Annotated in this window: 20 protein-coding genes, 1 tRNA gene and 1 CRISPR repeat array; of the genes, 10 read left to right on the top strand and 11 right to left on the bottom strand. The window is 55.9% G+C overall.

Going from position 1 to position 25,444, the window contains the following annotated elements:
* Positions 1-77: 77 nt before the first annotated feature.
* A complete protein-coding gene (locus tag H0484_RS02850) occupies positions 78-353 on the top strand; it encodes a response regulator transcription factor (protein ID WP_226952916.1) in 276 nt (91 codons plus the stop codon).
* Here H0484_RS02850 and H0484_RS02845 read toward each other — a convergent pair.
* Positions 323-979, bottom strand: coding sequence for a hypothetical protein (locus tag H0484_RS02845; RefSeq protein WP_226952915.1), 657 nt, complete (start codon positions 977-979; stop codon positions 323-325). The genes H0484_RS02850 and H0484_RS02845 overlap by 31 nt on opposite strands.
* A gap of 151 nt (positions 980-1,130) precedes the next feature.
* Here H0484_RS02845 and coaE point away from each other — a divergent pair, with 151 nt between their 5' ends.
* The 6 genes from coaE to H0484_RS02815 all read left to right on the top strand — a co-directional run bounded on the left by coaE (position 1,131) and on the right by H0484_RS02815 (position 11,551).
* The gene (coaE, locus tag H0484_RS02840; protein WP_226952914.1) at positions 1,131-1,748 is read left to right on the top strand and encodes a dephospho-CoA kinase; all 618 of its coding nucleotides are present in this window, start codon (positions 1,131-1,133) and stop codon (positions 1,746-1,748) included.
* Between the two features lie 35 nt (positions 1,749-1,783).
* Complete coding sequence (gene zapD / locus H0484_RS02835; RefSeq protein ID WP_226952913.1) at positions 1,784-2,536, top strand: cell division protein ZapD; 753 nt, start codon at positions 1,784-1,786, stop codon at positions 2,534-2,536.
* Between the two features lie 174 nt (positions 2,537-2,710).
* A complete protein-coding gene (locus H0484_RS02830) occupies positions 2,711-3,913 on the top strand; it encodes an efflux RND transporter periplasmic adaptor subunit (protein WP_226952912.1) in 1,203 nt (400 codons plus the stop codon).
* On the top strand, positions 3,910-7,005 hold the full coding sequence (locus H0484_RS02825; RefSeq protein WP_226952911.1) for a multidrug efflux RND transporter permease subunit: 3,096 nt from the start codon (positions 3,910-3,912) through the stop codon (positions 7,003-7,005). Before H0484_RS02830 ends, H0484_RS02825 begins: the two co-directional genes overlap by 4 nt.
* Positions 7,002-10,115, top strand: a complete 3,114-nt coding sequence (locus H0484_RS02820) for an efflux RND transporter permease subunit (RefSeq protein ID WP_226952910.1) — start codon at positions 7,002-7,004, stop codon at positions 10,113-10,115. Before H0484_RS02825 ends, H0484_RS02820 begins: the two co-directional genes overlap by 4 nt.
* Positions 10,116-10,135: 20 nt before the next feature.
* Complete coding sequence (locus tag H0484_RS02815) at positions 10,136-11,551, top strand: efflux transporter outer membrane subunit (protein WP_226952909.1); 1,416 nt, start codon at positions 10,136-10,138, stop codon at positions 11,549-11,551.
* On the opposite strand, the gene H0484_RS02810 is transcribed toward H0484_RS02815, so the two are convergent.
* Positions 11,548-12,519, bottom strand: a complete 972-nt coding sequence (locus H0484_RS02810) for a Nudix family hydrolase (protein ID WP_226952908.1) — start codon at positions 12,517-12,519, stop codon at positions 11,548-11,550. The genes H0484_RS02815 and H0484_RS02810 overlap by 4 nt on opposite strands.
* A complete protein-coding gene (locus tag H0484_RS02805; protein WP_390624806.1) occupies positions 12,512-13,384 on the bottom strand; it encodes an ATP-binding protein in 873 nt (290 codons plus the stop codon). Before H0484_RS02805 ends, H0484_RS02810 begins: the two co-directional genes overlap by 8 nt.
* A gap of 180 nt (positions 13,385-13,564) precedes the next feature.
* On the opposite strand from H0484_RS02805, the gene H0484_RS02800 reads away from it, so the two are divergent.
* The 3 genes from H0484_RS02800 to H0484_RS02790 all read left to right on the top strand — a co-directional run bounded on the left by H0484_RS02800 (position 13,565) and on the right by H0484_RS02790 (position 15,859).
* A complete protein-coding gene (locus H0484_RS02800) occupies positions 13,565-14,491 on the top strand; it encodes a polyprenyl synthetase family protein (RefSeq protein WP_390624810.1) in 927 nt (308 codons plus the stop codon).
* Positions 14,492-14,515: 24 nt separating this feature from the next.
* Positions 14,516-14,592, top strand: a tRNA-Pro gene (locus H0484_RS02795).
* Positions 14,593-15,178: 586 nt separating this feature from the next.
* Entirely contained in the window at positions 15,179-15,859 is a 681-nt protein-coding gene (locus tag H0484_RS02790; RefSeq protein WP_226952905.1) for a hypothetical protein, read from the top strand.
* 309 nt (positions 15,860-16,168) lie between these two features.
* On the opposite strand, the gene H0484_RS02785 is transcribed toward H0484_RS02790, so the two are convergent.
* The 8 genes from H0484_RS02785 to csy1 all read right to left on the bottom strand — a co-directional run bounded on the left by H0484_RS02785 (position 16,169) and on the right by csy1 (position 25,321).
* Positions 16,169-16,285 carry a BrnA antitoxin family protein gene (locus H0484_RS02785; RefSeq protein ID WP_315859891.1) on the bottom strand — a complete coding sequence of 39 codons (117 nt, stop codon included), beginning with the start codon at positions 16,283-16,285 and terminating at the stop codon, positions 16,169-16,171.
* Positions 16,282-16,437: a hypothetical protein gene (locus tag H0484_RS02780; RefSeq protein WP_226952904.1), complete on the bottom strand. Its 156-nt coding sequence runs from the start codon at positions 16,435-16,437 to the stop codon at positions 16,282-16,284. The genes H0484_RS02785 and H0484_RS02780 overlap by 4 nt, the downstream gene beginning before the upstream one ends.
* Positions 16,438-16,523: 86 nt before the next feature.
* Positions 16,524-16,922, bottom strand: coding sequence for a type II toxin-antitoxin system MqsA family antitoxin (locus H0484_RS02775; RefSeq protein ID WP_226952903.1), 399 nt, complete (start codon positions 16,920-16,922; stop codon positions 16,524-16,526).
* Between the two features lie 3 nt (positions 16,923-16,925).
* Complete coding sequence (locus H0484_RS02770; RefSeq protein WP_226953020.1) at positions 16,926-17,264, bottom strand: type II toxin-antitoxin system MqsR family toxin; 339 nt, start codon at positions 17,262-17,264, stop codon at positions 16,926-16,928.
* A 160-nt stretch (positions 17,265-17,424) separates the two neighbouring features.
* Positions 17,425-21,174: direct repeats of the CRISPR family, unit length 28 nt; unit sequence TTTCTGAGCTGCCTATACGGCAGTGAAG.
* A 128-nt stretch (positions 21,175-21,302) separates the two neighbouring features.
* Positions 21,303-21,866 (bottom strand): type I-F CRISPR-associated endoribonuclease Cas6/Csy4, encoded by a 564-nt coding sequence (cas6f, locus tag H0484_RS02765; RefSeq protein WP_226952902.1) that lies wholly within the window; start codon positions 21,864-21,866, stop codon positions 21,303-21,305.
* Between the two features lies 1 nt (position 21,867).
* Positions 21,868-22,893 carry a type I-F CRISPR-associated protein Csy3 gene (gene csy3 / locus H0484_RS02760; RefSeq protein WP_226952901.1) on the bottom strand — a complete coding sequence of 342 codons (1,026 nt, stop codon included), beginning with the start codon at positions 22,891-22,893 and terminating at the stop codon, positions 21,868-21,870.
* Positions 22,894-22,919: 26 nt separating this feature from the next.
* A complete protein-coding gene (gene csy2, locus H0484_RS02755) occupies positions 22,920-23,948 on the bottom strand; it encodes a type I-F CRISPR-associated protein Csy2 (RefSeq protein ID WP_226952900.1) in 1,029 nt (342 codons plus the stop codon).
* Entirely contained in the window at positions 23,945-25,321 is a 1,377-nt protein-coding gene (csy1, locus tag H0484_RS02750; RefSeq protein ID WP_226952899.1) for a type I-F CRISPR-associated protein Csy1, read from the bottom strand. The genes csy2 and csy1 overlap by 4 nt, the downstream gene beginning before the upstream one ends.
* Between the last annotated feature and the right edge of the window lie 123 nt (positions 25,322-25,444).

Raw genomic sequence — 25,444 nt, 5'->3', positions numbered from 1 at the left:
ACCCACGGAAAAGTCATACTAGCAGCGAAGTTACTCTTTATGACAAAATAGTTCATCTCATTACAGAGGAACCGCTCATGGTTGTCGATACGTCCACTCCAGCTCAATCGTTTTCAAAACTGACGCCTCGCGAGCGCGATGTCATGCATTACGTCGCTTTGGGTAAGCCCAATAAACTGATTGCTGCCGAACTCGGGGTTTCCCAACGTACGGTCGAAGCGCATCGAGCCAGGGTGTTTCAAAAACTAAGCGTACGTAATGCGGTTGAGCTGGTGAGAACCGTCATGCAAAGCGGCGAAGCCCCGCCGCTATCGCAGCAGTATCAAGATACCGAACAGTCAGGTGCGCGTTGATCGTCCAGCTCGGCAATGGCATCGATGTCGGGCTGACGCGTAAGCTGATAGTTCAGTGTGGGGGTACGGTCTTTGAAGGTCAGCAGGCGCAAAACATTGTCATTCACGAAAACCATGCTGGCCAATGAACCTTCTTGCCCTGGCGTGCGCAAAACAATACGCCAAGGTTGGCTACCTGCTGGGTACCAGCAACCGTTATTGGCGGTCACGCCCGAGCTGCCTTGTGCATCTAAGGGCTGATAGCGGGCGCGCCAGTGCCCGTTGGGCGCCAGGGTCAACGTTACGCGCACGGCCGAACAACCAGGGCCTTCCAGGCAAGGTACGGTGCCCAGAAAAGTCTTGGGCTCACGCAAGGGGCGTATGGTTTCCGAAACCGGTGCTTCTTGCTCTGGCTTGGCGTTCATGGGGCCGAGCGGGCGGTTTTGCCCAAAACCCAGTTGTACTTGCGACGAAGCATGGCGTTGCCCTTGAGGGCCTTGCGCTTTGCCCACGGCATCGCCTAGCGTGCTTTCGCGAGGGACGCCCGATTGCGCAATGTCGCTGGGCGAAGCGCAGCCGGTGGCGATGATCGCGCCTGCAAGCAGGGCAGCAAGGCGAGTGAAAGTTCGGATGGCTGAGGTCTGCATGAGGGCGCTCCGAAAGCAGTAATTTGAAAGTGACTGGAATGTTAACAGGGCGCCGTGGGTTTGCGCGGCCAAGCTGTCTATACTGTGGCGATGAAAATGCTGGGTTGTCATGACCTGGGTGTTGCGCACATCAATTCTTACCATTACTACCATGTTGAAAATCGGACTCACCGGGGGCATAGGCTCAGGTAAAACCAAGGTCGCGGATATGCTGGCCGATTGGGGTGTTCCCATCATCGATACCGATGTCATCGCGCATCAGCTGACGGCGCCAGCCGGGGCGGCGATGCCGGCCATTCAACAGGCGTTCGGGGCTGGAGTGGTGACTGCCGACGGTGCCCTGGATCGAGCAGCCATGCGGTCTTTGGCGTTTCAAGACCCTCAGGCGCGTACTCGCCTCGAAGGTATTTTGCATCCCTTGATTGGCCAGGAAGCTATTCAGCAGGCGGCACAAACCACTGCGCCCTATGTCGTGTTTGTGGTGCCCTTGTTGGTCGAGTCCGGGCCGCGTTGGCTCGATCGAGTCGACCGAGTCTGCGTCGTGGATTGCAGCCCCGACACCCAAGTGGCCCGGGTTCAGGCCAGAAGCGGGCTGACGCTAGAGGTGATTGAGCGTATCATGTCAGTACAGGCATCCAGGCAGGCTCGGCTTGCGGCAGCAGACGATATCGTAGATAACGATGGGCATGTCGCGCTGGATACCCTGCGTGCCCAGACCCTCGCCCTTCACGAAAAGTGGCTGCGTCTGGCAGATGCCAAAACGCCCTAAGTGTCTGTTTGAATCCAGGAAAGGTTACTGGCCGCGTGATTCTCTATGAATATCCATGCAATGAGCGCGTAAGAGCCCTATTGCGGGTCGAACATCTGTTCAGCCGCATCTTCTTCTTCGTCGAAGGCGGGCAGGTTCAGCATCACCAGATTGCCGTGTCTACGCTCTTCGAGTTATTCGAAATCTGTGAACGCAGCGACCTCCGTGGCGCGGTCTTGCAAGATCTTGAACGTCAGCGCACTGCCCTGAGTGCGTTGCGGCGTATCGAAGGTGTAGACGCTTCGGCGCTAGAGGCCACCCTGGACGACATTCAACGTACCTCTAGCGCGCTTAGCGGCCAAGGTCGTATCGGCCAAGTGCTCCGCGACAGCGAATGGCTCTCAAGTTTGCGAGGGCGTTTGGCTGTTCCTGGTGGATCTTCGCCCGCCGACATGCCCTCGTATTACGCTTGGCAGATCAAGCCCAGCGAAGCTCGCTGCGACGACATCAAAACCTGGCTGGGTTCTTTCTTGCCTTTGTACGACGGCTTGGCACTCATTTTGCGTTTGTTGCGCGAATCTGCGCATGTCACCGATGTTCAAGCCGTTCAGGGCGCTTATCAAGAAATGCTGGCAGGTAAAACCTTTCAGCTGCTTCGGGTATGGGTGGCGCGTGATGCAGGGGTCTTCCCCGAAATTAGCGCAAACAAGTACGTCATTTGGGTGCGTTTCTCTCAACAAGACAACGAACTACGCCCTTTGCCGGTTGCCCGCGATATTCCCTTTCGCCTGGCGCGCTGCAATCTCTAGTTCACCTTCCTGTCATTTGCTTGAGTCGCTTGAGGCCTAAGCTGTGGCTGCCCCACTGCTTAGTGGAAAGCCGCCGGAAAATTGTTGTTGCTTCGCATTTCAGCCCCTGCTTTTGTTTGGCTCTGACGCCGGCAATCGGTGAAAATAACGGCTCTTTCGTCAGGAGCCGTCTCCATGTCCGATTTTCCTTCCTCGACTCAGCCCAGGCGTGCACCTCGGTGGCTAGGGTGGGGGCTGGTCTTGCTGGTGGTGCTTGTTGCCGCCTTTTATTTTTGGCCTTCCAGTAAGGCGCCGTCAGGCCCGTTTGGCGCTCCGGGCTTTGGCGGACCCATGGCGGTACCGGTGCGCGTGGCGCCTGTTGAAGCCGGCACGGTAGACGTGGTGTTCAAGGCCGTCGGTACGGTCGCGGCATATAACACGGTGGTGGTTCGCCCTCGGGTAGACGGGCAACTGATCGCCGTGCGCTTTCAAGATGGCCAAAAAGTCGAGCAAGACGATGTGCTGGCGGTCATAGACCCGCGCCCTTTTCAGGCGCAGTTGGACGAAGCGCTAGGTCAACAGCTTCAGAATCGTGCGCAGCTGGAAAATGCCCGCAGCGACTTGAAGCGCTACGAATTGCTTTTCAAACAAAACTCTCTGGCCAAGCAGCAGTTGGATGCACAGGTGGCTTTGCTGCGGCAATACGAGGGTAGGCAAAAAAGCGACCAGGCAGCGGTAGACCAAGCCAAATTGCAGCTGCAGTACACCGAAGTACGTGCGCCGCTAAGTGGCCGCGTGGGCTTGCGTCGGGTAGACCAAGGTAATCTGGTTAATTCTTCGAATGAGGAAGGTCTAGTCGTCATTACCCAAAATCAGCCCATCTCTGCCACCTTTTCCCTGCCTCAAAGTCAAGTATCGGTTGTGTTGTCCGAGATGCGAAACGGGCGGGAGCTCGCCGTGCATTTATATGGTGCCGACGATAGGCAGCCTCTGGCGGAAGGGGTGTTGGAGTCTGCGGATAATCAGATTGATGTCGCCACCGGTACCTTGCGCTTCAAGGCGCGTTTCAAGAACGAAGACGAAAGCCTGTTGCCCAATCAGTTTGTCAATGTTCGCTTGCTGGCCAGGCAGGGCATCGAGGCCTTGACCATTCCTGCCATCGCCATGCAGCAGGGTTCGCGTGGCAGCTTCGTGTATTTGGTCGAAGAAGGCAAGGTCAAGGTTCAGGTGGTGACACCAGGTATTAGCGACGGTGATCGCATCGCCATCGAGCAAGGTTTGCAGCCCGGGCAAAGCGTAGTGGTAGAAGGCGTGGATCGCTTGCGTGAAGGGGCCAGTGTGCAAGTGGTGTCTGAGGGCCAAGAAGCGGCTGCGCCACAAGGCCCCGCACGCCGATGAACATTTCCCGCCTGTTCATTCTGCGGCCGGTGGCCACTACGTTGGCCATGTTGGCCCTGCTGGTTTCGGGGTTCCTGGCTTACCGGATGTTGCCGGTTTCCTCCCTGCCCGAAGTGGACTTCCCGGTTATTCAGGTTACGACTCAGTATCCGGGTGCCAGCCCCGATGTCATGGCGGCATTGGTAACCTCGCCGCTGGAGCGGCAGTTTGGCCAGATGCCCGGGCTGGTGCAAATGACCTCGTCGAGTTCGGGCGGCGCGTCGCAAATTACCCTGCAGTTTGATTTGGAATTGGCCATGGACGTGGCCGAGCAAGAAGTGCAGGCGGCTATCAATGCGGCTTCGTCGCTCTTGCCCAACGATTTGCCGAGTCCGCCCCTGTACAACAAAGTCAATCCCGCCGATACGCCGGTGATCAGCTTGGCTGTCACCTCGCCGACTTTGCCTTTGCATCAGGTGCGCGATCTTATCGATGTGCGGGTGGCGCAACGGCTGTCCCAAGTAACGGGCGTGGGCTTGGTGAGTATTGCCGGTGGTCAACGCCCGGCTGTTCGCATTCAGGCCAACCCGCTGGCGCTGGCTGCTCATGGCCTGAGCATGGCCGATGTGCGCACAGCCATCAATAATGCCAACGTCAATCAGCCCAAAGGCACGCTGGACGGCACAGAAAGATCCATCACTATCGATGCGAATGACCAGCTGCAGTCGGTGCAAGATTATGAAAACATCATCCTGGCTCAGGAAAACGGGGCCATCCTGAGGCTGGGGGATGTTGCCAGTGTAGCGAGGGACGCCGAGAACGCTCGCCAGGCGGCGTGGTTAGGCCCGGAACCCGCCATTTTGCTGAATATTCAGCGCCAGCCGGGTGCCAACGTTATTGCCGTGGTAGACCGTATCAAGGCTCAGCTGCCTGCTTTGCGCCAAGCCTTACCTATAGGCGTAGACGTGGTGGTTGCAAGCGACCGTACGCAAACCATACGAGAATCGGTACGGCATGTGCAAACCGAGATGTTGCTGGCCATCTTTCTGGTCGTCTGCGTCACCTTCGTGTTTTTGCGTAGTTGGACTGCCACCTTCATCCCCAGCATAGTGGTGCCTTTGTCCCTGGTCGGCAGCTTCGGCATCATGTATTTGGCGGGTTTCAGCGTCAATAATTTGACGCTGATGGCGCTGACTATCGCCACCGGCTTCGTGGTGGACGACGCCATCGTCATGATAGAGAACATTGCGCGCCACATCGAGGAAGGCAAAACGCCTATGCGCGCTGCCTTGGATGGGGCCAAGCAGATAGGCTTTACCTTGGTGTCTTTGACCGTGTCGCTGGTTGCCGTGCTGATCCCGCTGCTGTTCATGCAGGACGTTATCGGCAGGCTCTTTAGCGAGTTCGCCATCACGTTGGCGGTGGCCATACTGTTGTCGCTGGTCATTTCCTTAACTCTCACGCCCATGATGTGCGCACGCATGTTGCGCCCCGAGGCAGAACAGAAACAGGGGCGCATGCAGCAGCGCCTGGAGAACGCAACCGAGGCGGTTCTACGTGTTTACGATCGAGGCCTGGGTTTTGTGTTGGGGCATCAGCGCCTGACGCTATGGGTGGCCGTGGCCACACTGGCACTCACCGGCCTCTTGTACCTGGCGGTGCCTAAAGGATTTTTTCCAGCGCAAGATACCGGCCTCATCCAGGCCATTAGCCAAGCGACACCCACTGTGTCGTTTCAGGCCATGGCACAGCGGCAGCAGCAAGCGGTCGAGCGTATTTTGCAAGATCCAGATGTGGATTCGGTAAGCTCCTTCATAGGGATAGATGGCACTAACGCCACCATGAACACCGGGCGTATGCAGATAGCCTTGAAGGGGCTCGGTGATCGCAGCGACAACGTGCAAACCATTATCGAACGCCTGGGGGAGGCGCTGTCTGATCTGCCTGATATACAGGTGTATATGCAGCCCGTGCAGGAACTCAGCATCGATGATCGCATCAGCCGTGCCCAGTACCAGATGACGCTGTCCGATCCCGACAGGGATGTGCTGTTGGAGTGGGTGCCGCGCTTGGTTGACGTGCTGGGCAACTTGCCGCAGCTCAGCGATGTTTCCAGCGATCAGCAGGATGGGGGCTTGCAGGCAGTCTTGGATGTAGACCGGGAGACAGCCGCCCGCCTGGGTGTCACGATGTCGGCCATAGATGACGCTCTGTATGATGCGTTTGGCCAGCGTCTGATCTCCACCATCTTCACGCAGTCCACCCAATACCGTGTGGTGCTCGAAGTGGCTCCGGATTTTCGCCGTGATCCGCAGGCATTGACTCAGGTGTATGTCAGAACGGCAGAAGGCGCGCCTGTTCCGTTGAGCAACCTGGCCACTGTTCAGGTGGGTAATACCTTGTTGTCCATAGAGCGGTTGGGGCAGTTTCCGTCTACGACGATGTCATTCAATCTGGCGCCAGGCGTAGCGCTTTCTGATGCAACGGACGCCATACGCGCCGCTTACGCAGAAATGGGGGTGCCTGGGTCGGTGGACATACGCTTTCAGGGGGCGGCGCGGGCCTTCGAGGCCTCGCTAGAGAGCACGTTGCTACTGCTGCTGGCAGCTATCGTTACCATGTACATCGTATTAGGTGTGCTGTACGAAAGCTATATTCATCCCATCACGATTCTTTCCACCTTGCCTTCGGCTGCCATAGGTGCTTTGTTGGCGTTACTGCTAACTGGCACCGCGTTAGACATGATAGGCATCATCGGCATCATCTTGCTGATAGGCATAGTCAAGAAAAACGCCATCATGATGATCGACTTTGCCCTGGAAGCCGAAAGACACCGTGGCTTGCCGCCTTTGCAGGCCATACGCGAAGCGGCTTTGCTGCGCTTTAGGCCCATCGTCATGACGACTTTCGCAGCCCTGTTCGGCGCCATTCCGCTGATGCTATCCACCGGTGCCGGCTCCGAGCTGCGCCAGCCACTGGGGTTGGTGATGGTGGGCGGTCTGCTGTTCAGTCAACTGCTCACCTTGTTCACCACGCCTGTCATCTATCTGATGTTCGACCGCCTGGCGCGCCGCTTCGCGCCATTGAAGCGGACTGATAAGGGCGCGTCATGAGGTGGTTGGGCTTGTTCATCATGCGGCCGGTAGCGACCACGCTACTGTGCCTGGCATTCGTGCTTGCCGGCTTATTGGCTTATCGCCAGTTGCCGGTGTCACCCTTGCCGCAGGTGGACTTCCCCATGATTTCCGTATCGGCCAGCATGCCGGGCGCTAGCCCGGAAACCATGGCCAGCAGCGTGGCCATGCCTTTGGAGCAGTCGCTGGGGGGAATCGCCGGCCTGGAAGAAATGTCGTCGCGTAGCACCGAAGGCAGCACGCGTGTGCAGCTGGTGTTCGAAATGGGGCGCGATATTAATGGTGCGGCACGCGATGTGCAGGCGGCCATCAACGCGGCGCGGCCTATGCTGCCTTCCAGCTTGCGAGGTACGCCCACCTACCAGAAAGTGAACCCGTCGTCTGCGCCCATCATGACTTTGGCGTTGACCTCCGAGGTTGCAACCCAGAGCATGCTGTACGACTTGGCCGACACGGTGTTGGCGCAAAAATTGGCGCAAGTGCCCGGCGTTGGCGAAGTACAGGTGGGAGGGAGTTCGCTACCTGCTGTGCGCGTCAATTTGAACCCGCATGCGCTGACCAGTGCCGGTGTGGCGCTGGATGATGTGCGCCAAGCACTGGCCAGTGCCAATACGCTCAAACCCAATGGCCTGGTAGAAAATGCCAACTATCAGTGGCAGCTGAGTGCGGGTAGCCAGTTGATGCGCGCCGAGCAGTATCGGCCCTTGATCGTCGCCTGGCGCGACGGAGCGCCCATACGCTTGCAAGACGTCGCTACGGTGGAAGACTCGGTGGAAGAGCGCTACACCATGGGTTTCTATAATCGTAAAGCTGCGGTGCTGCTAACGGTGCGCAGACAGCCTGATGCCAACATCATTGCCACTGTCGATGCCATTCGTACTCAGCTGGAATCATTCCGGGCCTTGTTGCCCGAGCATGTGGACCTATCCGTGGCGCAAGACCGTACGCCCAGCATACGTGCCACCTTGCTTGAGGCCGAGAGCACCTTGGTGATTGCAGTGCTTCTGGTCGTGGGTGTGGTGCTCTGCTTTCTGCGAAATTGGCGAGCTGCGGTGGTGGCTTGCGCTGTGGTGCCGGCTTCGCTGATCACCACTTTTGGCGTGATGTGGTGGCTGGGGTACAGCTTGAATACCCTGTCGCTGATGGCCTTGATTATTGCTACAGGCTTCGTGGTTGATGACGCCATCGTCGTGCTGGAAAACATCATGCGTCATATGGAGCGCGGTATGCCGGCGCGCCGGGCGGCATGGCGCGGGGTGCGCGAAGTGGGCTTTACGGTACTGGCCATGAGCTTATCCCTGGTAGCCGTGTTCATACCGATTATGTTCCTGGGCGACATGATAGGGCGCCTGTTCCGCGAGTTCGCCATGACCCTTTCCGCGGCCATACTGGTTTCGCTGATGTGGTCGTTGACGCTTACCCCCATGATGTGTGCGTACGTGCTTAAGCCTAGAGGCCAGGCTCGGCCACCTTCCGCATTGGAAAAACGCTTGCTGAGCTGGGGTGGCGCCATACAGCGTGGCTATGCAGTCAGTCTGGATTGGGCGCTGCGACATGGCCGGCTGATGATGCTAGCCCTTTTGCTGACGATAGGCTGCAATGTCTATCTGTATTCCGTCGTGCCCAAAGGCCTGGTCCCGCAGCAGGATACCGGCCAGTTGATCGGTTTTTTTCGTGTCGATGAGGGGGCTTCCTTCCAGAACATGTTGCCCAAGCTGGAATACTTTCGCGAGATTCTGCTGCGCGACCCGGCCGTGAGCAGTGTGGCGGGTTTCATAGGGGGGCGAAGCGGCAGCAGTTCGACGTTCATGATGATCCAGCTTAAGCCTTTCGATCAGCGAGACGTGACGGCGCAAGAGGTTGTCAATCGCTTGCGTGGGCGTTTGCAGGCCGAACCGGGCGCACGCTTAACCTTGATTCCCAGCCAAGACTTGATGACAGGGCCCATGCGTGGCTCATCTGCCTACGATTACACACTGATGAGCAGCGATATTCTTCTGCTTAAACAGTGGTTGCCACGCGTACGGCAGGCCTTGGCGGCCTTGCCCGAGTTGACGGATGTCGAGTCTGACGAAGAGTTCGGTGCACAGCAGGTGATGATGAGCGTAGACCGTGACGAGGCTGCGCGCTTGGGCGTGGACATGGCCTTGATTGCTTCGACGCTGAATAGCGCCTTTGGTCAGCGCGAGGTCTCCATCATGTATGGGCCTCTGAACCAATACCGGGTCATCATGGCGGTAGAGCCTCGTTTTGCGCGAGATGTGGCGGCATTAAAGCAAATGTATGTGGTGACGGCACAGGGCGCGCGCGTGCCATTATCTGCGTTTACCCGCTTTGAGCCTTCCGAGGCGCCGGCCAGTGTGCGGCACGAGGGCTTATTCGCCGCTGAAAACACCTCGTTCAGCCTGGCGCCTGGTGTGACCTTGGATCAGGCCATGCAAGCCATCGATGAGGCCGTTGCACGTATCAGCCTGCCCACCGACCGTATTCAGGCCGGCTTTTTGGGGGATGCGCGAAGCATGCAAAAGGCGTTGGCGCAGCAGCCTTGGTTGATACTGGGGGCGCTGGTGGCCATGTACATCGTGTTGGGCATGCTCTACGAGAGTTTCGTGCATCCCATCACCATCTTATCTACGCTGCCCTCCGCGGGTATCGGTGCAGTGTTGGCGTTGATGATGTTCAAGTACGAATTTACCTTCATTGCGCTTATCGGAGTGTTTCTGCTTATAGGTATCGTCAAGAAAAACGCCATCATGATGGTGGATTTTGCCTTGCAAGCCGAGCGGGAACGCGGGCTGAGTTCGGCCCAAGCCATTCGGCAGGCTTGCCTGGTGCGGTTGCGGCCCATTCTGATGACCACGCTGTCAGCCATATTTGGGGCCTTGCCTTTGGTGCTGGCAACGGGTGCCGGAGTCGAGCTCAGACGACCGCTGGGTATCGCCATCGTTGGCGGCCTGTTGCTCAGTCAAGTACTGACGCTGTACACCACACCGGTGCTGTACTTGTATTTGGATAGATGGCGCAAGCGCTGGTTGGCTAGACACGCGCAGCAAGACGGGCCCGTTAAGCCAGCCGAGGGTGAAGCATGAGTAAGCGAGGAATGCGCAATATGACACAAGTAAGGCTGCTTGGCCTTTTGGCTTGTCTGGTCTTGGCGGGGTGCGCGGTTGGCCCTGATTATCAACGCCCAGAGGTGGAGGTCGGCGCATCCTACCGACAGGTAGAAGGCTGGGTGCCTGCAAACAGCGTACCCACGCAGGTGCCGCAAGACTGGTGGCAATTGTTCGATGATCAGACGCTTACCGAATTGATGGGGCGGCTTGATCTAGCCAATCAAGACATTCAACGTGCTCAGGCCCAATATCGTCAGGCCTTAGCCTTGGTTTCCGGTGCTCAGGCCGAGTTCTTCCCCACCGTAGATGCCAACGCCGGTACCACCCGTTCGGGGGCGGGCGGGGCGTCTAGCAACAGTGGTGCGGCAAGCCAACACACCCTGGGTGCAAGCGTCAGTTGGGAAGTCGATGTCTGGGGGCGGGTCAGGCGTTCAGTGGAGTCGAGCGATGCGGATGCGCAAGCCAGTGCTGCGGATCTGGCTGCGGTACGGCTGAGCTTGCAGTCCACATTGGCCCAGTCTTATTTCCTCTTGCGCGCCGCAGACGCTGAGCGGCGCCTCTTGGCGCAAACGGTTGAAGCCTACGAGCGCACCTTGCAAATCACGCGTTATCGCATGGATGCGGGCTTGGTGTCATCTGCCGAGGTGGCATCAGCGCTGGCCCAGCTTGAAAATGCGCGCGTGCAATGGTTGGCGGTGGCACGCCAGCGCGCCCAGTACGAGCATGCAATCGCCGCTTTGCTGGGCCAGCCGCCGTCAGCCTTTCAGTTGCCCGAGGCTTCTACCTCCATTGCTGTGCCGAATGTGCCTGTGGCGCTGCCCTCTACACTGCTGCTGCGCCGCCCTGATGTCGTGGCGGCAGAGCGCCGTGCCGCCGCTGCCAATGCGCAAATCGGCGTGGCTCAGGCTGCTTGGTTCCCTAGCCTGACACTGAGTGCGCAAGGCGGCTATCGCAGCGGAGACTGGGCGAACTGGCTTAGCGCGCCTTTCAGCTATTGGTCGTTAGGGCCTATGTTGGCACAAGCTATCTTTGATGGCGGTGCTCGCCAAGCCAGAGTAGAGCAATCTCGTGCGGCGTTCGATGCGCAGGCAGCGGCTTATCGCCAGGCTGTGCTGAATGCCTTGCGCGAGGTCGAAGACTACTTGGTGCAAGCGCGCGGGCTAAGCGATGAGAAAGAAGTGCAGGCGCGTGCTGTGCAGGCTGCGCGAGAATCGCTGCAGCTTTTTACCAATCAGTACGAGGCCGGCATGATTGATTACCTGAGCCTGGCGCAGGTCGAGACCAATACCTTGGCAGCCGAACGTTCGGCTTTGACGTTGGCGCGGGAGCGCTTGGTCGCCAGCGTACAGCTGATCGCCGCTTTAGGTGGGGGCTGGGAAGGGCTGCCTGAGGCAGACAGCCCTGAACCTTAAAGCTGACGTATGCCGGCTATGCCATGCGCGCCATGGCTTTGCGCTGTCGCAAATGTTGCGTCGCTCTGTCCGCCTATGGCGTAAACGGGGCAGCCGGCTGTTTCAGCCAGCTGACTGAAGGCCTCCCACCCTAAAGGAGGCTTACCGGGGTGCGAAGGCGTTTCCAGTACGTGGCCTAGTACCATGAAGTCGGGCTCCAGCGATTGCGCGGCACGAAGTTGCCCGCTGTTGTGCACTGAAACCCCTAATAAACCTGGCGACTGTGCCCAGGTATGCGCCGCAGGCACGTCTGTGGAGCGTAAATGCAAGCCATCGGCCTGCTGCGCCCATTCTATGGGGTGGCGGCTGTTGACCAGGCAGCAAGCCTGATAACGACGGCACAAAGCCAGTACTTGGCAAAAGGCTTCGTACAGGCTGTCGGCAGATGGGCCCTCGGGCCAGTCGCGCTCACGGAACTGAACCATGCGCACGCCGGACGCCAAGCGCTGCTCGAGCTGAGCCAGCCCAGAGGCCAATTGTTCGGGAGAGCGCAGTTGAGTAAGCAGATAGTGGTCGGGAAGGCGCAGCCAGCGCAGCGGCGGCTCGGTTGCGGGTAACACGGGCCCCACTGTCAGGTCTTGAGTAGGGTCTACCCAGGCCAGTGCTTGGTTCTCTCGACCATGGGGTTCGCCTTCCCAAGCCGTGACTCGGCAGAAGTTAAGCTCGACGATGGTTTTTGGGTATTCGTGGATATAGGTGACCCAGCGCGTGGAGTGAGTGACTGCTATACCCAGTTCTTCGTGCAATTCGCGCGCTAAGGCTTGTAAGACGGTTTCATCCGCCTCTATCTTGCCCCCGGGAAGCTCCCACCAGCCTTCCCAAGGTTTGCCCACAGGCCTTTGGCCCAGCAAAAGCTGGCCGTCGGCCTTTAAGATAAGGCCGGCAGCGACACGTATGTACGGCTTGGCGTGCGTTGAGCCTTCAGACATGACGGGCGGCCCAGTCGCGAGCAAACTGGCGAGCTACGCGCCCGGAACGGGAGCCGCGTTCCAGCGCCCATTGCAAGGATTCGCGCCGTGACTCGGCTATGCTTTCCGGCGAGCAACCGTGCACGGTGAGCCAGTAGCGAACGATGTCCAGGTAGTCGTCTTGCTTGAACGGGTGGAAGGACAGCCAAAGACCAAAGCGCTCGGAGAGCGATATTTTTTCCTCTACCGTCTCTCCGGGGTGAATTTCGCCGTCGGGCTGATGCTTGGCAGCCAGGTTCTCGCTCATGTACTCGGGCATCAGGTGGCGGCGGTTGGATGTCGCATAAATCAGCACGTTGTCACCGCTGGTGCTGACGGACCCGTCCAGTACCGATTTGAGGGCTTTGTAGCCGGCCTCGCCTTCTTCGAAGGAAAGATCGTCGCAGAAGATGATGAAGCGTTCGCTACGGCCTTCAAGCTGCTCCACGATGTCGGCCAAGTCGGCCAGATCATCTTTGTCGACCTCTATCAGGCGTAGGCCTTGGTCGGCGTAGGCACTGAGCATGGCTTTCACAAGCGAGCTCTTACCGGTACCGCGGGCGCCGGTCATCAGGACATTATTGGCCGGCTTGCCTTCGACGAAGTGGCGTGTATTGCGGTCGAGCAAGCCTTTTTGGCGCTCGACGTGCTGCAAGTCGTCTGTCTGGATAAGCGTCGGGCGCTGAATGGCTTGCAGCCAGCCGCGCGAGGTACCCCTTTTGCGCCAACGAAATGCTTGGGCCTGCCAATCGGTAGGGGGCGGGGCGGGGGGCAGCCAGGCTTCCAGCTGCGCCAGTACGCGTTCGGCACGGACAACCAGTGTCGACAGGTCGGGATTGCTCAACATCTTCTCCGATACGTCTAAGGAAAACCACCATTATCGCTAATTTCACGCCCGATACCGGGCAGCCGGGCATGGCGATATAGGTATAATCAAGCGATTTTGCCCCGCTTGTGGAAACCAGGGGCGTAAAAAACGGATGTTCCCTTGACTCTCTCTCACCTGCTTGCCCCGATTGCGGATGACATGCGCGCCGTGGATGCCGTCATCCGAGACCGCTTGGATTCCGATGTCGTCCTTATTCGCACGATAGGCGAGCATATCGTCCAGTCAGGCGGTAAACGTATGCGTCCCGCCTTGCTGCTGCTGGTGGCGCGTGCATTGGGATACCAAGGCAACTTGCACCACTTGCTGGCTGCGGTAGTCGAATTTATCCATACCTCTACTTTGCTGCACGACGATGTAGTTGACGAGTCTGACATGCGACGTGGGCGCAGCACGGCTAACGCCTTGTTTGGCAATGCGGCCAGTGTGCTGGTGGGCGATTATCTGTATTCGCGCTCCTTCGAGATGATGGTCGAAGCCGACTCCATGCGCGTCATGCAGGTGTTGTCGCAGGCCACTACCGTTATCGCCGAGGGCGAAGTTCTGCAATTGCTTAACGTACATGACCCAGACGTTTCGCTTGAGCGCTATTTGCAGGTCGTGCGCTACAAAACCGCCAAATTGTTCGAGGCCGCCGCTCAGGTAGGTGCCATCGTGGCCGGCGCCAGCGCTGTCCACGAAGAAGCCGCCGCAGCCTACGGTCGTCACATAGGCACTGCCTTCCAGCTTATCGACGATGTGCTGGACTACAGTGGCGACGCCCAGGCCTTAGGCAAAAACGTAGGCGACGACTTGCGCGAAGGCAAGCCCACCTTGCCGCTTATTCGCGTCATGGAAGTCGGCACGCCCGAGCAGCGCGACTTGATACGCCGTGCCATAGAAACCGGCGAAGCCGATTTTGCCGCCGTGGCCCAAGCTATACAAGAAACGCAGGCTTTGGCCTACACCCGAGACGTCGCCACAAGCGAAGCCGAGCTCGCCCGCGAGGCTGCGCGCCAGCTTCCGGCCTCCGAAACCGCCGAAATTTTGCTACAATTTTGCTCTTTCGCCGTAGAGCGCGACCGCTAAAACGACGAAAAAATCAGGGCAACACGGGGTGTAGCTCAGCCTGGTAGAGTACTACGTTCGGGACGTAGGAGTCGGAGGTTCGAATCCTCTCACCCCGACCAGGATTAAAAGGGGTACATACTTGAGACATACAGTATGTACCGGTCACATGGTTAACACCTTGGGACCAAACGGATTGGGCCGGTTTCTACCCGGCAACGCTCCAAATCAAAATACCCCCAGGTCATAGTTCATAACGCCAGCACGAACTAAAAACCTTGCAAATTGAGGGCGTCCATGTATGTGGCAGGGGGGCGGTTCACAAGAACTGCCCCCTACCGATTTGGAAACTGTAATGGGCAGATTGGCCCATTGAGTTTGCGCCCGGGTCGCCCGGCTGCAAGAGGCGGTGATCTGTTCTGGCCCTGCCATGCCATGCCGATTTTTCCCAGTTTCCAGTGTAATAAGCGCCTTCCCACGTGTTTGTGGCAGCGAGCTAACGTCCTGTTTTTCTCCTATTTGGCTTGGTATGCTGAGCGCTCACCGCTATAAGCAATGAATGGGTCAGTCTCAATGAGGCACCAGATTAGAAGGCGGGCCGCTCAAGTCCGCCCGTTTCCTGTCGTATACCCGCTCACGCGCTGAGGCGTGCTCTGCGCGGGCCTCAATTGATGTCGATGGTTTTTGCAACGGTGGTGGGTATTTTCTATGCGTTTTCGCTTGTGGTGTACGGTAGGTTTAGGTCTGGCGATATTCTTGGCGGGTTGCGGCGGTAAAGGCGTGGATAAAAAGCTGGTAACCGACAGCGAGGCCGATGCGTATATCGCCCGGCACACCAGCCGAATCGCTTCTACCACGGCCGAACTGGCCCAGAATGCAGAGCGCCTGGCCAATGATGAACTTCAAATAAAAATTGCCACCGAAGAACTCGCCAAGATTACTTTCGAGCCCATTGGTTTAAAAAGAGACGACTTCTTCAGGCGCTCCGAACTTGAGTACACCGTACACAACGGCAGCAAGTATGATATTTCGTCGTTAGGCTTTGACGCCTGGCTTTTTGTCGACGACGAAGAGCGTTCTGGGCGCAAATGCCGATTTTCGGGCTATTACCAGTATCACAACGGGCTGCCTCAAGGAAAAACCCTCAAGAATATGTCTACGTCGTCGGGCTTTGATTGCCGAACCTGGGACACCCTTGAAGTAAAAAACGCCAAGAAGTTGTTCTTCAGGATCGATCTTGACCCTCAAAGCGTCAAGGATTTCGCTGAAAAAACCATCATGCCTACGCTTTCAATCCCCACGCGCAGCTCTTACGAGCAGTCTATAAAAAGATCGGAAGAGGCGATTGCGAAGGCGATGGCGGCGAAGGCGTCGCTTGTGATGGAGTGAATCGGCTTCGCTGGTGGGCGACGGCATCAATGTGCTGCACCAGATTCTCGGGCAGGCTGATATTCAGGCGTACTGCGTGGGAACGGACTTTGGATGGATCAAAAGAAGGCCAAATCTATGCGTCAATGCGTTGGTCTGGCTTTTTTGATTTTGCCTGCTGTCCTGGAAGAAACAGTTGAACGCGCCAACGTTATACTGCCTCGTCGCTAAGACCATTTGGCTTCTGAGTTAGGGTTGGCGACGAGCGTGTTCATCAAGCGAGGTAGGCTTTCTGAGCTGCCTATACGGCAGTGAAGTAATCAACAAAGCTTAATGATGGCTGCTGCTTGGCGCATGGCTTTTGAGTGATGCCACCATACGAGTTTGCCATCCTGGGCCGGTGCTCTTCCAGCGGTCCAGCACGTCGGGAGGGATACGCAGACTCACGGAAACGCTAGGCGCTGCTGACTTAGGGGCCCGCGTCGAACCAGTTTTTCGCCATGATATAGATCGGCTTCCGCAATCCAGTCTTCAGTGATTTCTGGGGCGTCGTCAGGGTCGTTCCAAGTAGGGCGAGAGCGCTTTGATTTCGCGTCCATTTGCTTTCCTCATTGAGATTAGGCACTAAGGCCCTGGCTAGATATCAAGCTGAGCCGTAGATATCCCGAGCGCCGTTGCGATTCGTTCAGCGCCTGATTTCCTTGAGCAATTCGGGGTGAGCATCCAGCAGCTTGAATAGATTGACCACGGCGGGCATCGGCCTTGCTTCGCCGCGTTCGTAGCGTCCAAACGCGTTATGCCCGCCACCAGTCAACATTGCTGCCTGGTGCTGGGTTAGTTTGAGTTTTTTACGTATCCGGGTCAGTTCCTTTTGTTCGGCCTCGCGCTGCGCAAGAACGAGCGCGTTGCTGGCTTCGGTATACCTGTCTTGGCTATCCACATCGAGGTACATTTCCCCGCATTTGTCGCAGCGCATGCCGGACAGATTGGATACAGGAGTCTCATTGTCGATGAACAGGGTTTCACCGGAAAAGGCGCTGAAGTGGTTGCTACCGCACACGCCGCAAATATGTTTCTTGGTCATGATTCACTTTTCCTTGAACTGAATGACGATACGCTCGGCAACTTCGGTAAGTTTGATATAGGCGATACGACCATTGGGGCATGTGGCGTGATACACGTCTTGCCACACCCTATGATCGTTATGCGTGGTCATGGATTTGTAGAAATCCTTCCTACCCAGACTAGCTATGACGGCCAGCATATCGCTGTCGGTTAGCCCCATTGCCCGACCGCCATTGATGGCGGTCAGCGTAAAGGCGTGGCGTCCGACTGCTGCAATTGCTGTCTGCATGACCGCGAGCGAGTAGTGGGGTTTGTTCTTTTCTATAGAGGCAATTTTAACCCTTAAAGGGTTATTTAACAACCTGCTGTATTCGGCTGTATGGCAGAAAAGCATCAGAAGGGATACGGCTTCTGTCGGGTGAGTTTGATCTTCGCGGCGGCTGTCGGCGCAGGTAAAGAAAAGGGAAAAGGGCGTGCGAACAGATGATGAGCTTGACGGCATCGACGGCGGCCCGCACAACTTTCTGAGCTGCCTATACGGCAGTGAAGACTTCAAGGCCGCATCGCGGAAAGTGCTTCCATTTCTGAGCTGCCTATACGGCAGTGAAGTTCCCACGATGTAGGTGGGCGCCAATCTTCCGTTTCTGAGCTGCCTATACGGCAGTGAAGTGAAGAGAAGCGTAATGAGCGCGCCGCATGGCTTTCTGAGCTGCCTATACGGCAGTGAAGCATCTTGCTTGCGTCGCGCATCCTCACCTTCATTTCTGAGCTGCCTATACGGCAGTGAAGAGGGTGATTACGTCATGACCTCGTTTTTCCAGTTTCTGAGCTGCCTATACGGCAGTGAAGTTTGACATGGTGCCAAACAGGTTAACCAAGTCTTTCTGAGCTGCCTATACGGCAGTGAAGGCGAGGCTCGCCGTTCTTTGTGTCGTCAAGCATTTCTGAGCTGCCTATACGGCAGTGAAGACGACCAAGGCCAAGTTATTAGCGGAGCCGCTTTTCTGAGCTGCCTATACGGCAGTGAAGGATAACCCCAATACTGCACCAACCCTTGATCCTTTCTGAGCTGCCTATACGGCAGTGAAGCTTATGAGTATTACGACCAAGAATTGCCAGCGGTTTCTGAGCTGCCTATACGGCAGTGAAGCGCCCCCGTCCTCGTCCGGTTGGCTTAGGGTTTTTCTGAGCTGCCTATACGGCAGTGAAGAATGCGTTCTGGCTTTTGCACACTGAGCGGCATTTCTGAGCTGCCTATACGGCAGTGAAGCAGGTGGCGCGGCTATTGAAACAACCGCAGCATTTCTGAGCTGCCTATACGGCAGTGAAGCCTGGGCCTGCGCGGTTACTCGTGGGATACCGTTTCTGAGCTGCCTATACGGCAGTGAAGTTTGACATCACCTAACTCCCTAGCGATTTCGTTTTCTGAGCTGCCTATACGGCAGTGAAGCAGGATCGTGCCAGCAGGCCAGCTTGGGTTGCTTTCTGAGCTGCCTATACGGCAGTGAAGGCCATTACTTGCGGGGCCGTTGCAGCGACGGCTTTCTGAGCTGCCTATACGGCAGTGAAGGATTCGCTCCCACACGGCGTCTTTTTCTTCGTTTTCTGAGCTGCCTATACGGCAGTGAAGTGACCTGGCCAGACATGTCAATCGCTCTTTTTTTTCTGAGCTGCCTATACGGCAGTGAAGTGTCAAAACCCCATGCCCGCCAGAAAGACGAATTTCTGAGCTGCCTATACGGCAGTGAAGGCTGGTCAGGGGCGATGACAAGCCCCCGCCAATTTCTGAGCTGCCTATACGGCAGTGAAGCTTAAATGTTCCTTCTGTCGCGAATACCACCGTTTCTGAGCTGCCTATACGGCAGTGAAGCGGCTGCCCGTTTACGCGTATCTCTAGCGACCTTTCTGAGCTGCCTATACGGCAGTGAAGGAAACAAACGAACTGATAATGTAATTTGCAGATTTCTGAGCTGCCTATACGGCAGTGAAGCGGCATCGACTCCGTGCCTAAAACAGGCACCTTTTCTGAGCTGCCTATACGGCAGTGAAGTGCGCTGGACGTTATTGATAACGGTACATGGGTTTCTGAGCTGCCTATACGGCAGTGAAGACGGAAGCCGAGTAGTCGGTTCCGGCGATATTTTTCTGAGCTGCCTATACGGCAGTGAAGTAGAAGCGGTAGGCGCTGGTGGGGTCACGCAATTTCTGAGCTGCCTATACGGCAGTGAAGCACTTCGTTTGATCTGGATTGGTGGGCGGATATTTCTGAGCTGCCTATACGGCAGTGAAGTCCTGCCACCTTTAGTTGATGCAGACGGACATTTTCTGAGCTGCCTATACGGCAGTGAAGTTTCGAGGTGGCGCTCGATATGGTCGGGCTTCTTTCTGAGCTGCCTATACGGCAGTGAAGGCGCGCAATCGATGGCGAAGCGGTGGGCGACTTTTCTGAGCTGCCTATACGGCAGTGAAGGTAGTCATCGACCAGCGTCTTGAACTCCCACATTTCTGAGCTGCCTATACGGCAGTGAAGAGGTTAGAAATCGCCTAGAGTCACGAGCTCTATTTCTGAGCTGCCTATACGGCAGTGAAGGGAGCAAACCCATTTCCAGAGGCCAGCCAAGGTTTCTGAGCTGCCTATACGGCAGTGAAGCATGATGGCCGCCGGTGGTTACCGTTCGGAGTTTTCTGAGCTGCCTATACGGCAGTGAAGTTAGGGTGATCACCGCAACAATCGCAAGAGCGTTTCTGAGCTGCCTATACGGCAGTGAAGAAATCGCGGCGCGTCTCCAGCCCGATGCCGGCTTTCTGAGCTGCCTATACGGCAGTGAAGGCGACCCAACACCAGAGTATGCGGACTTGTCTTTTCTGAGCTGCCTATACGGCAGTGAAGGCGCTGCCCCAATGGTTAAATTTTGCCGGAAGTTTCTGAGCTGCCTATACGGCAGTGAAGGCCGGGATCCCCGGATAACTCGACCTTTTCGATTTCTGAGCTGCCTATACGGCAGTGAAGGCGCATTCGATGCAGCGGCGAATTGGGCAACGTTTCTGAGCTGCCTATACGGCAGTGAAGGGTGGACGGCGTGACGGTCTTCAGTCGGGCCTTTTCTGAGCTGCCTATACGGCAGTGAAGCTCAGCCAGCCGCCAGCCTGCTTCATGAATGGTTTCTGAGCTGCCTATACGGCAGTGAAGCTACCGCTACGCCACGCCCTCGTATCACAAGTTTTCTGAGCTGCCTATACGGCAGTGAAGCGCCAACCTGGGCGTTGGTCAATCCTGATGCTTTTCTGAGCTGCCTATACGGCAGTGAAGCGAGTGCGTGCGCTAAACGCCGACTTGGCCAATTTCTGAGCTGCCTATACGGCAGTGAAGGCGATGCTCATCCAGATCCAACCAGCGAATACTTTCTGAGCTGCCTATACGGCAGTGAAGGTGCCGGCCTTGCCCACGCCAGCAAAGTTTCTTTTCTGAGCTGCCTATACGGCAGTGAAGGCTTAGTGGTATGCTCATTGCACTGCCGCATATTTCTGAGCTGCCTATACGGCAGTGAAGCAGACGACCCTTTCGGTGACGACTTCGGCGACTTTCTGAGCTGCCTATACGGCAGTGAAGTTCTCAACGAAAGCCGAGGCGGTGCGCTGGGCTTTCTGAGCTGCCTATACGGCAGTGAAGACGATGATTGGCGCTCATCACTAACTTGCGAGTTTCTGAGCTGCCTATACGGCAGTGAAGGCGGGGATCTAGCCGCCAATACGCACACCCCTTTTCTGAGCTGCCTATACGGCAGTGAAGCGAGCGCATCGCTTGCCATCCGTTGCTCAGCATTTCTGAGCTGCCTATACGGCAGTGAAGCAGGGCACTGCTCATTTTATTGATGTTCGTCTTTTCTGAGCTGCCTATACGGCAGTGAAGATCTCGCATGACCTATCCAGAGGTAATGCGCTGTTTCTGAGCTGCCTATACGGCAGTGAAGCGGCTTTTTGCGAAGGGCTCATACCCCCTAAATTTCTGAGCTGCCTATACGGCAGTGAAGCTTTCCTCCCATCCAGTGACCTAGTTGCTGGTTTTCTGAGCTGCCTATACGGCAGTGAAGTACCTGGCGCCCAGCTCTATGATCGCCTGTTCTTTCTGAGCTGCCTATACGGCAGTGAAGGATAAGAAAAAGAAACAGACGCTTGATGAGGGTTTCTGAGCTGCCTATACGGCAGTGAAGTCACCCAGATCGGGCGCAAGAAAGTTGCCTGATTTCTGAGCTGCCTATACGGCAGTGAAGTGCAAAAATACGCCGGAAAACGCTTTTAATACAAAGCGCTCCGGCAAAAGATGCAAAAAAACCGTTTTTTATGCTTCCATTTTAATCTATTGATTTTTAATGATTTTTTAAAAGCCCATAAAAAAGGGTCAAAACCAGGGTACGGTGGCTGTAGTGCTTAGTCCATAAGCGTTGAATCGTCCTGCTATGGCTTCTGGTTGACACGGTAAGTGTTCGACGAAGAGGCGGAAGTTTTGTCCAGTGCTAAGGCTGCGTAAAGTCAACCAAGGAAGTTTCAGGCGTTGTTCTACTGTGTCAGGGATCCGTGCGCGCGCCTCGTCTTCCGTCCAGTTATGGCGCTTGATCTGACGCCTCCTGATTCGATCGGCACTGCTTTGTGCTTGCACACGCCTTACGGTTCGATGCAGAGTGCCGTGAGGCACGATTAGTATGTCCGTTGCTTCGACATGGTCAGCCATGCCTGTTAGCCAGTTCGCCGCCATTAACTGATGCAGACGGGTGTGGCTGCCGTGTAGTCTCAGTGTATGGCCTAACCCAATTCCCTGAGGTTTGTGATGGGGAAAGCTGATGCCTACGTCACTTGCTCCCAAAGTAACCAGGGCACGGTGTAGTTTTGCGGCCAACGCATTCATTAAGACCGGTGTAGAGAACTCAGGATCAGGTCGGATACGTAAATCGATATGGTGATCCATGTCAATTTGCCTCGCCGAAGACTCCGCCACGGATCAGAACGGCCATGACGAAGTGTTTATCGTCTGGGTTAGTCGGGGCTTTGCCCTTCAGGACCCAATTATCGAGCAAAGTATAAAAATCGACTTTATCTTTGGGTTGCCGCCATGCTTTACCCTGAGTCGTTACCGAACCGTAGGGTTCCACTGCAATGGGACCTTGAGTTTCTCCCTCGGGAAACCAAGTATCAATCGTGCGCAAGGCATTACCCACTTTCTGGGAGTGCATGCCTGCTACGGTATTGACAGCGTAAAGCGTCTTGCTCTTGTCGCCCCGGCTGCGGTCAAGTATTAGTTCTTGGGAGGGGAATACTTCCTGACCTGCACCTATGCGAGCAAAGGCCGTCACCTCTAGCAAGACGTGGTCATTACCAGCTAAGCCGCTAGCGATAACTGCCCCTAACTCTTCAAGAGCAGAGTTTGGTTTTTGGAAACCGCGTAGCGATAATTGCAGTGCATCAAAGGTCCATTGTTGAACTGCTTCTCCTTCTTGCAAGCGGCTGATGTGAACCTCTATTTGTTCGGCGCCAATGCGGTTACGCCATAGAAAGCGGCCGTTGGCAAGGTTGGTGGCATAGCGTAGTGCCAACTCACCGAAGCCATATTCTTGTACGTAGCCATTTACCGTATTTTGAAGGGCTTCTTGATAGTCCGCATCATTGCATGCTGATGGCTTTCCTGTGCCTGCTAGCACGCGCAGTGTAAAGCGGACGCGCAAAGTATCGGCGTTGGAGGGCAGCGCTGCGACATCTACTGTTTGTAGGTTGGGGTTCTGAATGGCGGCATCCAGTTTGGCCGGGTCCTGATCCTTGGTTTTAAGGCGGTTGGAAATAGTGCCGCGTACGGATTTTGGGGTGATGCCAATGGCCTGCCATCCCGCGCTGTCGTTACGCTCATTCCAAGAACCACCATGGAAAAGTGCGTCTGATGGATCGAGTTTGCGTTCGAAGGCTAGTACGGAGGCAGTCTTAAGTTTGATGTTAGCTGTCATGATCAAATTCCTTTAGAAATCGTCGTTCAGTCGAAGTCGTACTGCAAATCCAATAAATCAGATAAGGGGTGGTAGTCGTTTCTGCAGCGATATAAACCTGTATCGGGATTGGAGTCGGCATACCACAGCATTTCTCGAGGGTCGTCTAGGCGATGTGGGCTAAGCCATTGACCAATCGAATACAAGCTTTCTACGAAACGAAAGGGGGTCTCCATATCGCGAGCATTATTAACGCTGCCAGCAGCGTAGAGTTCTCCGAGTGCGCCATAACCCACGGGTATCGGTACTATCCAGCCTTGGCCAGCACGGTTGTGTATCCATTCACCTTTTTCTGCTTTTGCGCTGTCGATGCCGTCAGTCTCTGAGCTAGACTTAACCTCGTAACGCCAATTAATTCGTGCGAAAGAAAGCCAGGCGTCCAGCATGGTTGTCGAGGCATCGCTTGCTTGCAGTTCTGCGAAGCGTGACTTGAGAAGGTCGTCGCGGGCGACCAATGCATAGCCTGGCAGAAGACCCATGCGCGCATGCAGGAACTGATGTTTGCGTTCGTCATCGTTGCCAGACTGATCAACGACATAAGCCGCATGGCGTCTTTTTTGGGCCTCTGTCGAAGCTAAGATGGAACCGCCCGCTATTCTCATGTTGCTTAAGATCTGTGCAATCCGAGGGACATCTTTTGCTTTTGCATCGGGCTCTGACTCCCAGTGGGGGCAATCCACGGCAAGAATTAAGCTGAGATCCATGTGAATCCGCCCCTCTTCAACAATGGCGGCGGTGCTGCCATCTTTATCGACGGGGTTACGTGTTAAGCAAAAGCTACCGACGAATCCAGAATGGGTGCTTTGCTCTTGATGGTCGTGGCACACCACGCCAACGGCTTTGAAAGATAAGTTCAAGCCTTGGGTACGGCAGCTCCGCTCCAAGGCCCACATCAGGCCCAAAAAAGCGGTAACGGACGGAAAACCATGTGTCAAAGGGCTTGAGACCGCATTAGCATTTTGAATGCGCAGATGGGGCAGAACAACCAAGAAATTGTGAGATGGGCAGCGGCTCATTCGATTTCTCCTAATCTGCGTTGTATGGGGACAGGCCAGGCTGCCTCGACGATGGCCTGCCGTGCCCAGTGTTTTGCCTCACTTTCTCCGACGGTAGTCAAACCAGATGCATATAGCTGGGCATTAAGCCAGTTGGCAAAACGCGCTGCAATTTGATCAGGCCAGACACCCCTTGCGTATTCTGCATTGAAGGCCACATCCGATTGGTTTCCTTCGGGCTCTGTGCGAGGCTTCAGTTGCGTGCGTCCAGGATCCAGCCAAAGCTGCTCATTTAAATCTAATTCGCACCCTTCTCGCGTCCATCCCGACCCCATTTGCATTTGGACAGATTCAGCGAAGACGGGCAGCTGCGCTCCTAGAGCTTGTTCCATGCCTTCGCGCTTTAACCTTGTTTCCATGGTGGGAGGGGGATCTGAAAGTAGAAAATTCGCGAGCTGCCGGATAATTGCGCGAACCTGCTTAATGCCCTTAAGTGCATCCAAAGCAGACTCGCGGTTATGCAAGTTGATCGATTGGCGGCTCTGCCAGCGAGGAGGCGGGAGGGAAGCGAGTAGATAGTTCATGCCGCCGCGCTCGCTATTGAGCTGAGAAATGTTTTGCGGCTTAGTGCCTCCAAGCTTGCGAACAATCAAATTTCGATAGTCACGATAAGCCGTGTCGTGAGCGTCGCCGTTTCGTCTGGCTTGGCGTGCCAGCTTGTTTTGCTCGCCGAAGCGCGCGTCTTGAATCTCGTCGTGAACCGCATGCGCCAAGCTGCTTGAAAATAAAGGCTGTAGTAGGTGATAGTGGTCGTTGTCTTCGGGCTTATCGCCTACCAACCAATAAATTTGTTTGGCTCTTGAGTGCGAAGCAAGCTTGGTTTCGACCCGGACTAGTCCGCAAAAGGCGGTAAGCCATTCATGAGCGATGTCAGGATCCGGGTTGAGCGCGGTCAGCAGGTCTGGGTCAGCTTGTTGCATCCAGTGCAGCAGCATGCGTCCTTCTACTTCCAGTTTTAAAAATTTGAATACATCCAGGGCAGCTGCGTTGCCGACGACATCCTCAGAGAATTTCTCGCCCAGAGAATGGCTGCCAACTTCAGCATGCAGTGGAAGCATGGTAGGAGGCACATGCAGACTGCTGCCGCGAGCATCAGGGTGCGTGGCCTTTAGCACATGAGTGACGGCCTGTATTTGGCTGACTCGGCGTGCAGCATCGGACAGCCATGCCGTGTAGTCATATTTACCCGTAATGCTGGTGTCGTCCTCCTTGCCTTTCAGCTTGGCATCGCGTCGTGCTTCTATAAAGGCTGTGATGCTGGCGCGGAAGTGCTCGGAACGTGGTGTCTCTTTATGGGGTTTACTCATGCGTTCCCTCCTTGAACTTAGGCTCATGCTTTGATGATTCGATGGACGAAAGAATTAAGGACGCTAACCAAGCGAATGGGAAGTGAATTGGCAGCGCCACAACGACATATATTTGTCCATAGTGTTGGTTGTTTTTCGATTTTTCATGTG

The organism is Mesopusillimonas faecipullorum, from assembly GCF_020539505.1.
Lineage (GTDB): Bacteria > Pseudomonadota > Gammaproteobacteria > Burkholderiales > Burkholderiaceae_B > Mesopusillimonas > Mesopusillimonas faecipullorum.
This window is presented reverse-complemented; position numbering and strand designations above follow the sequence as displayed.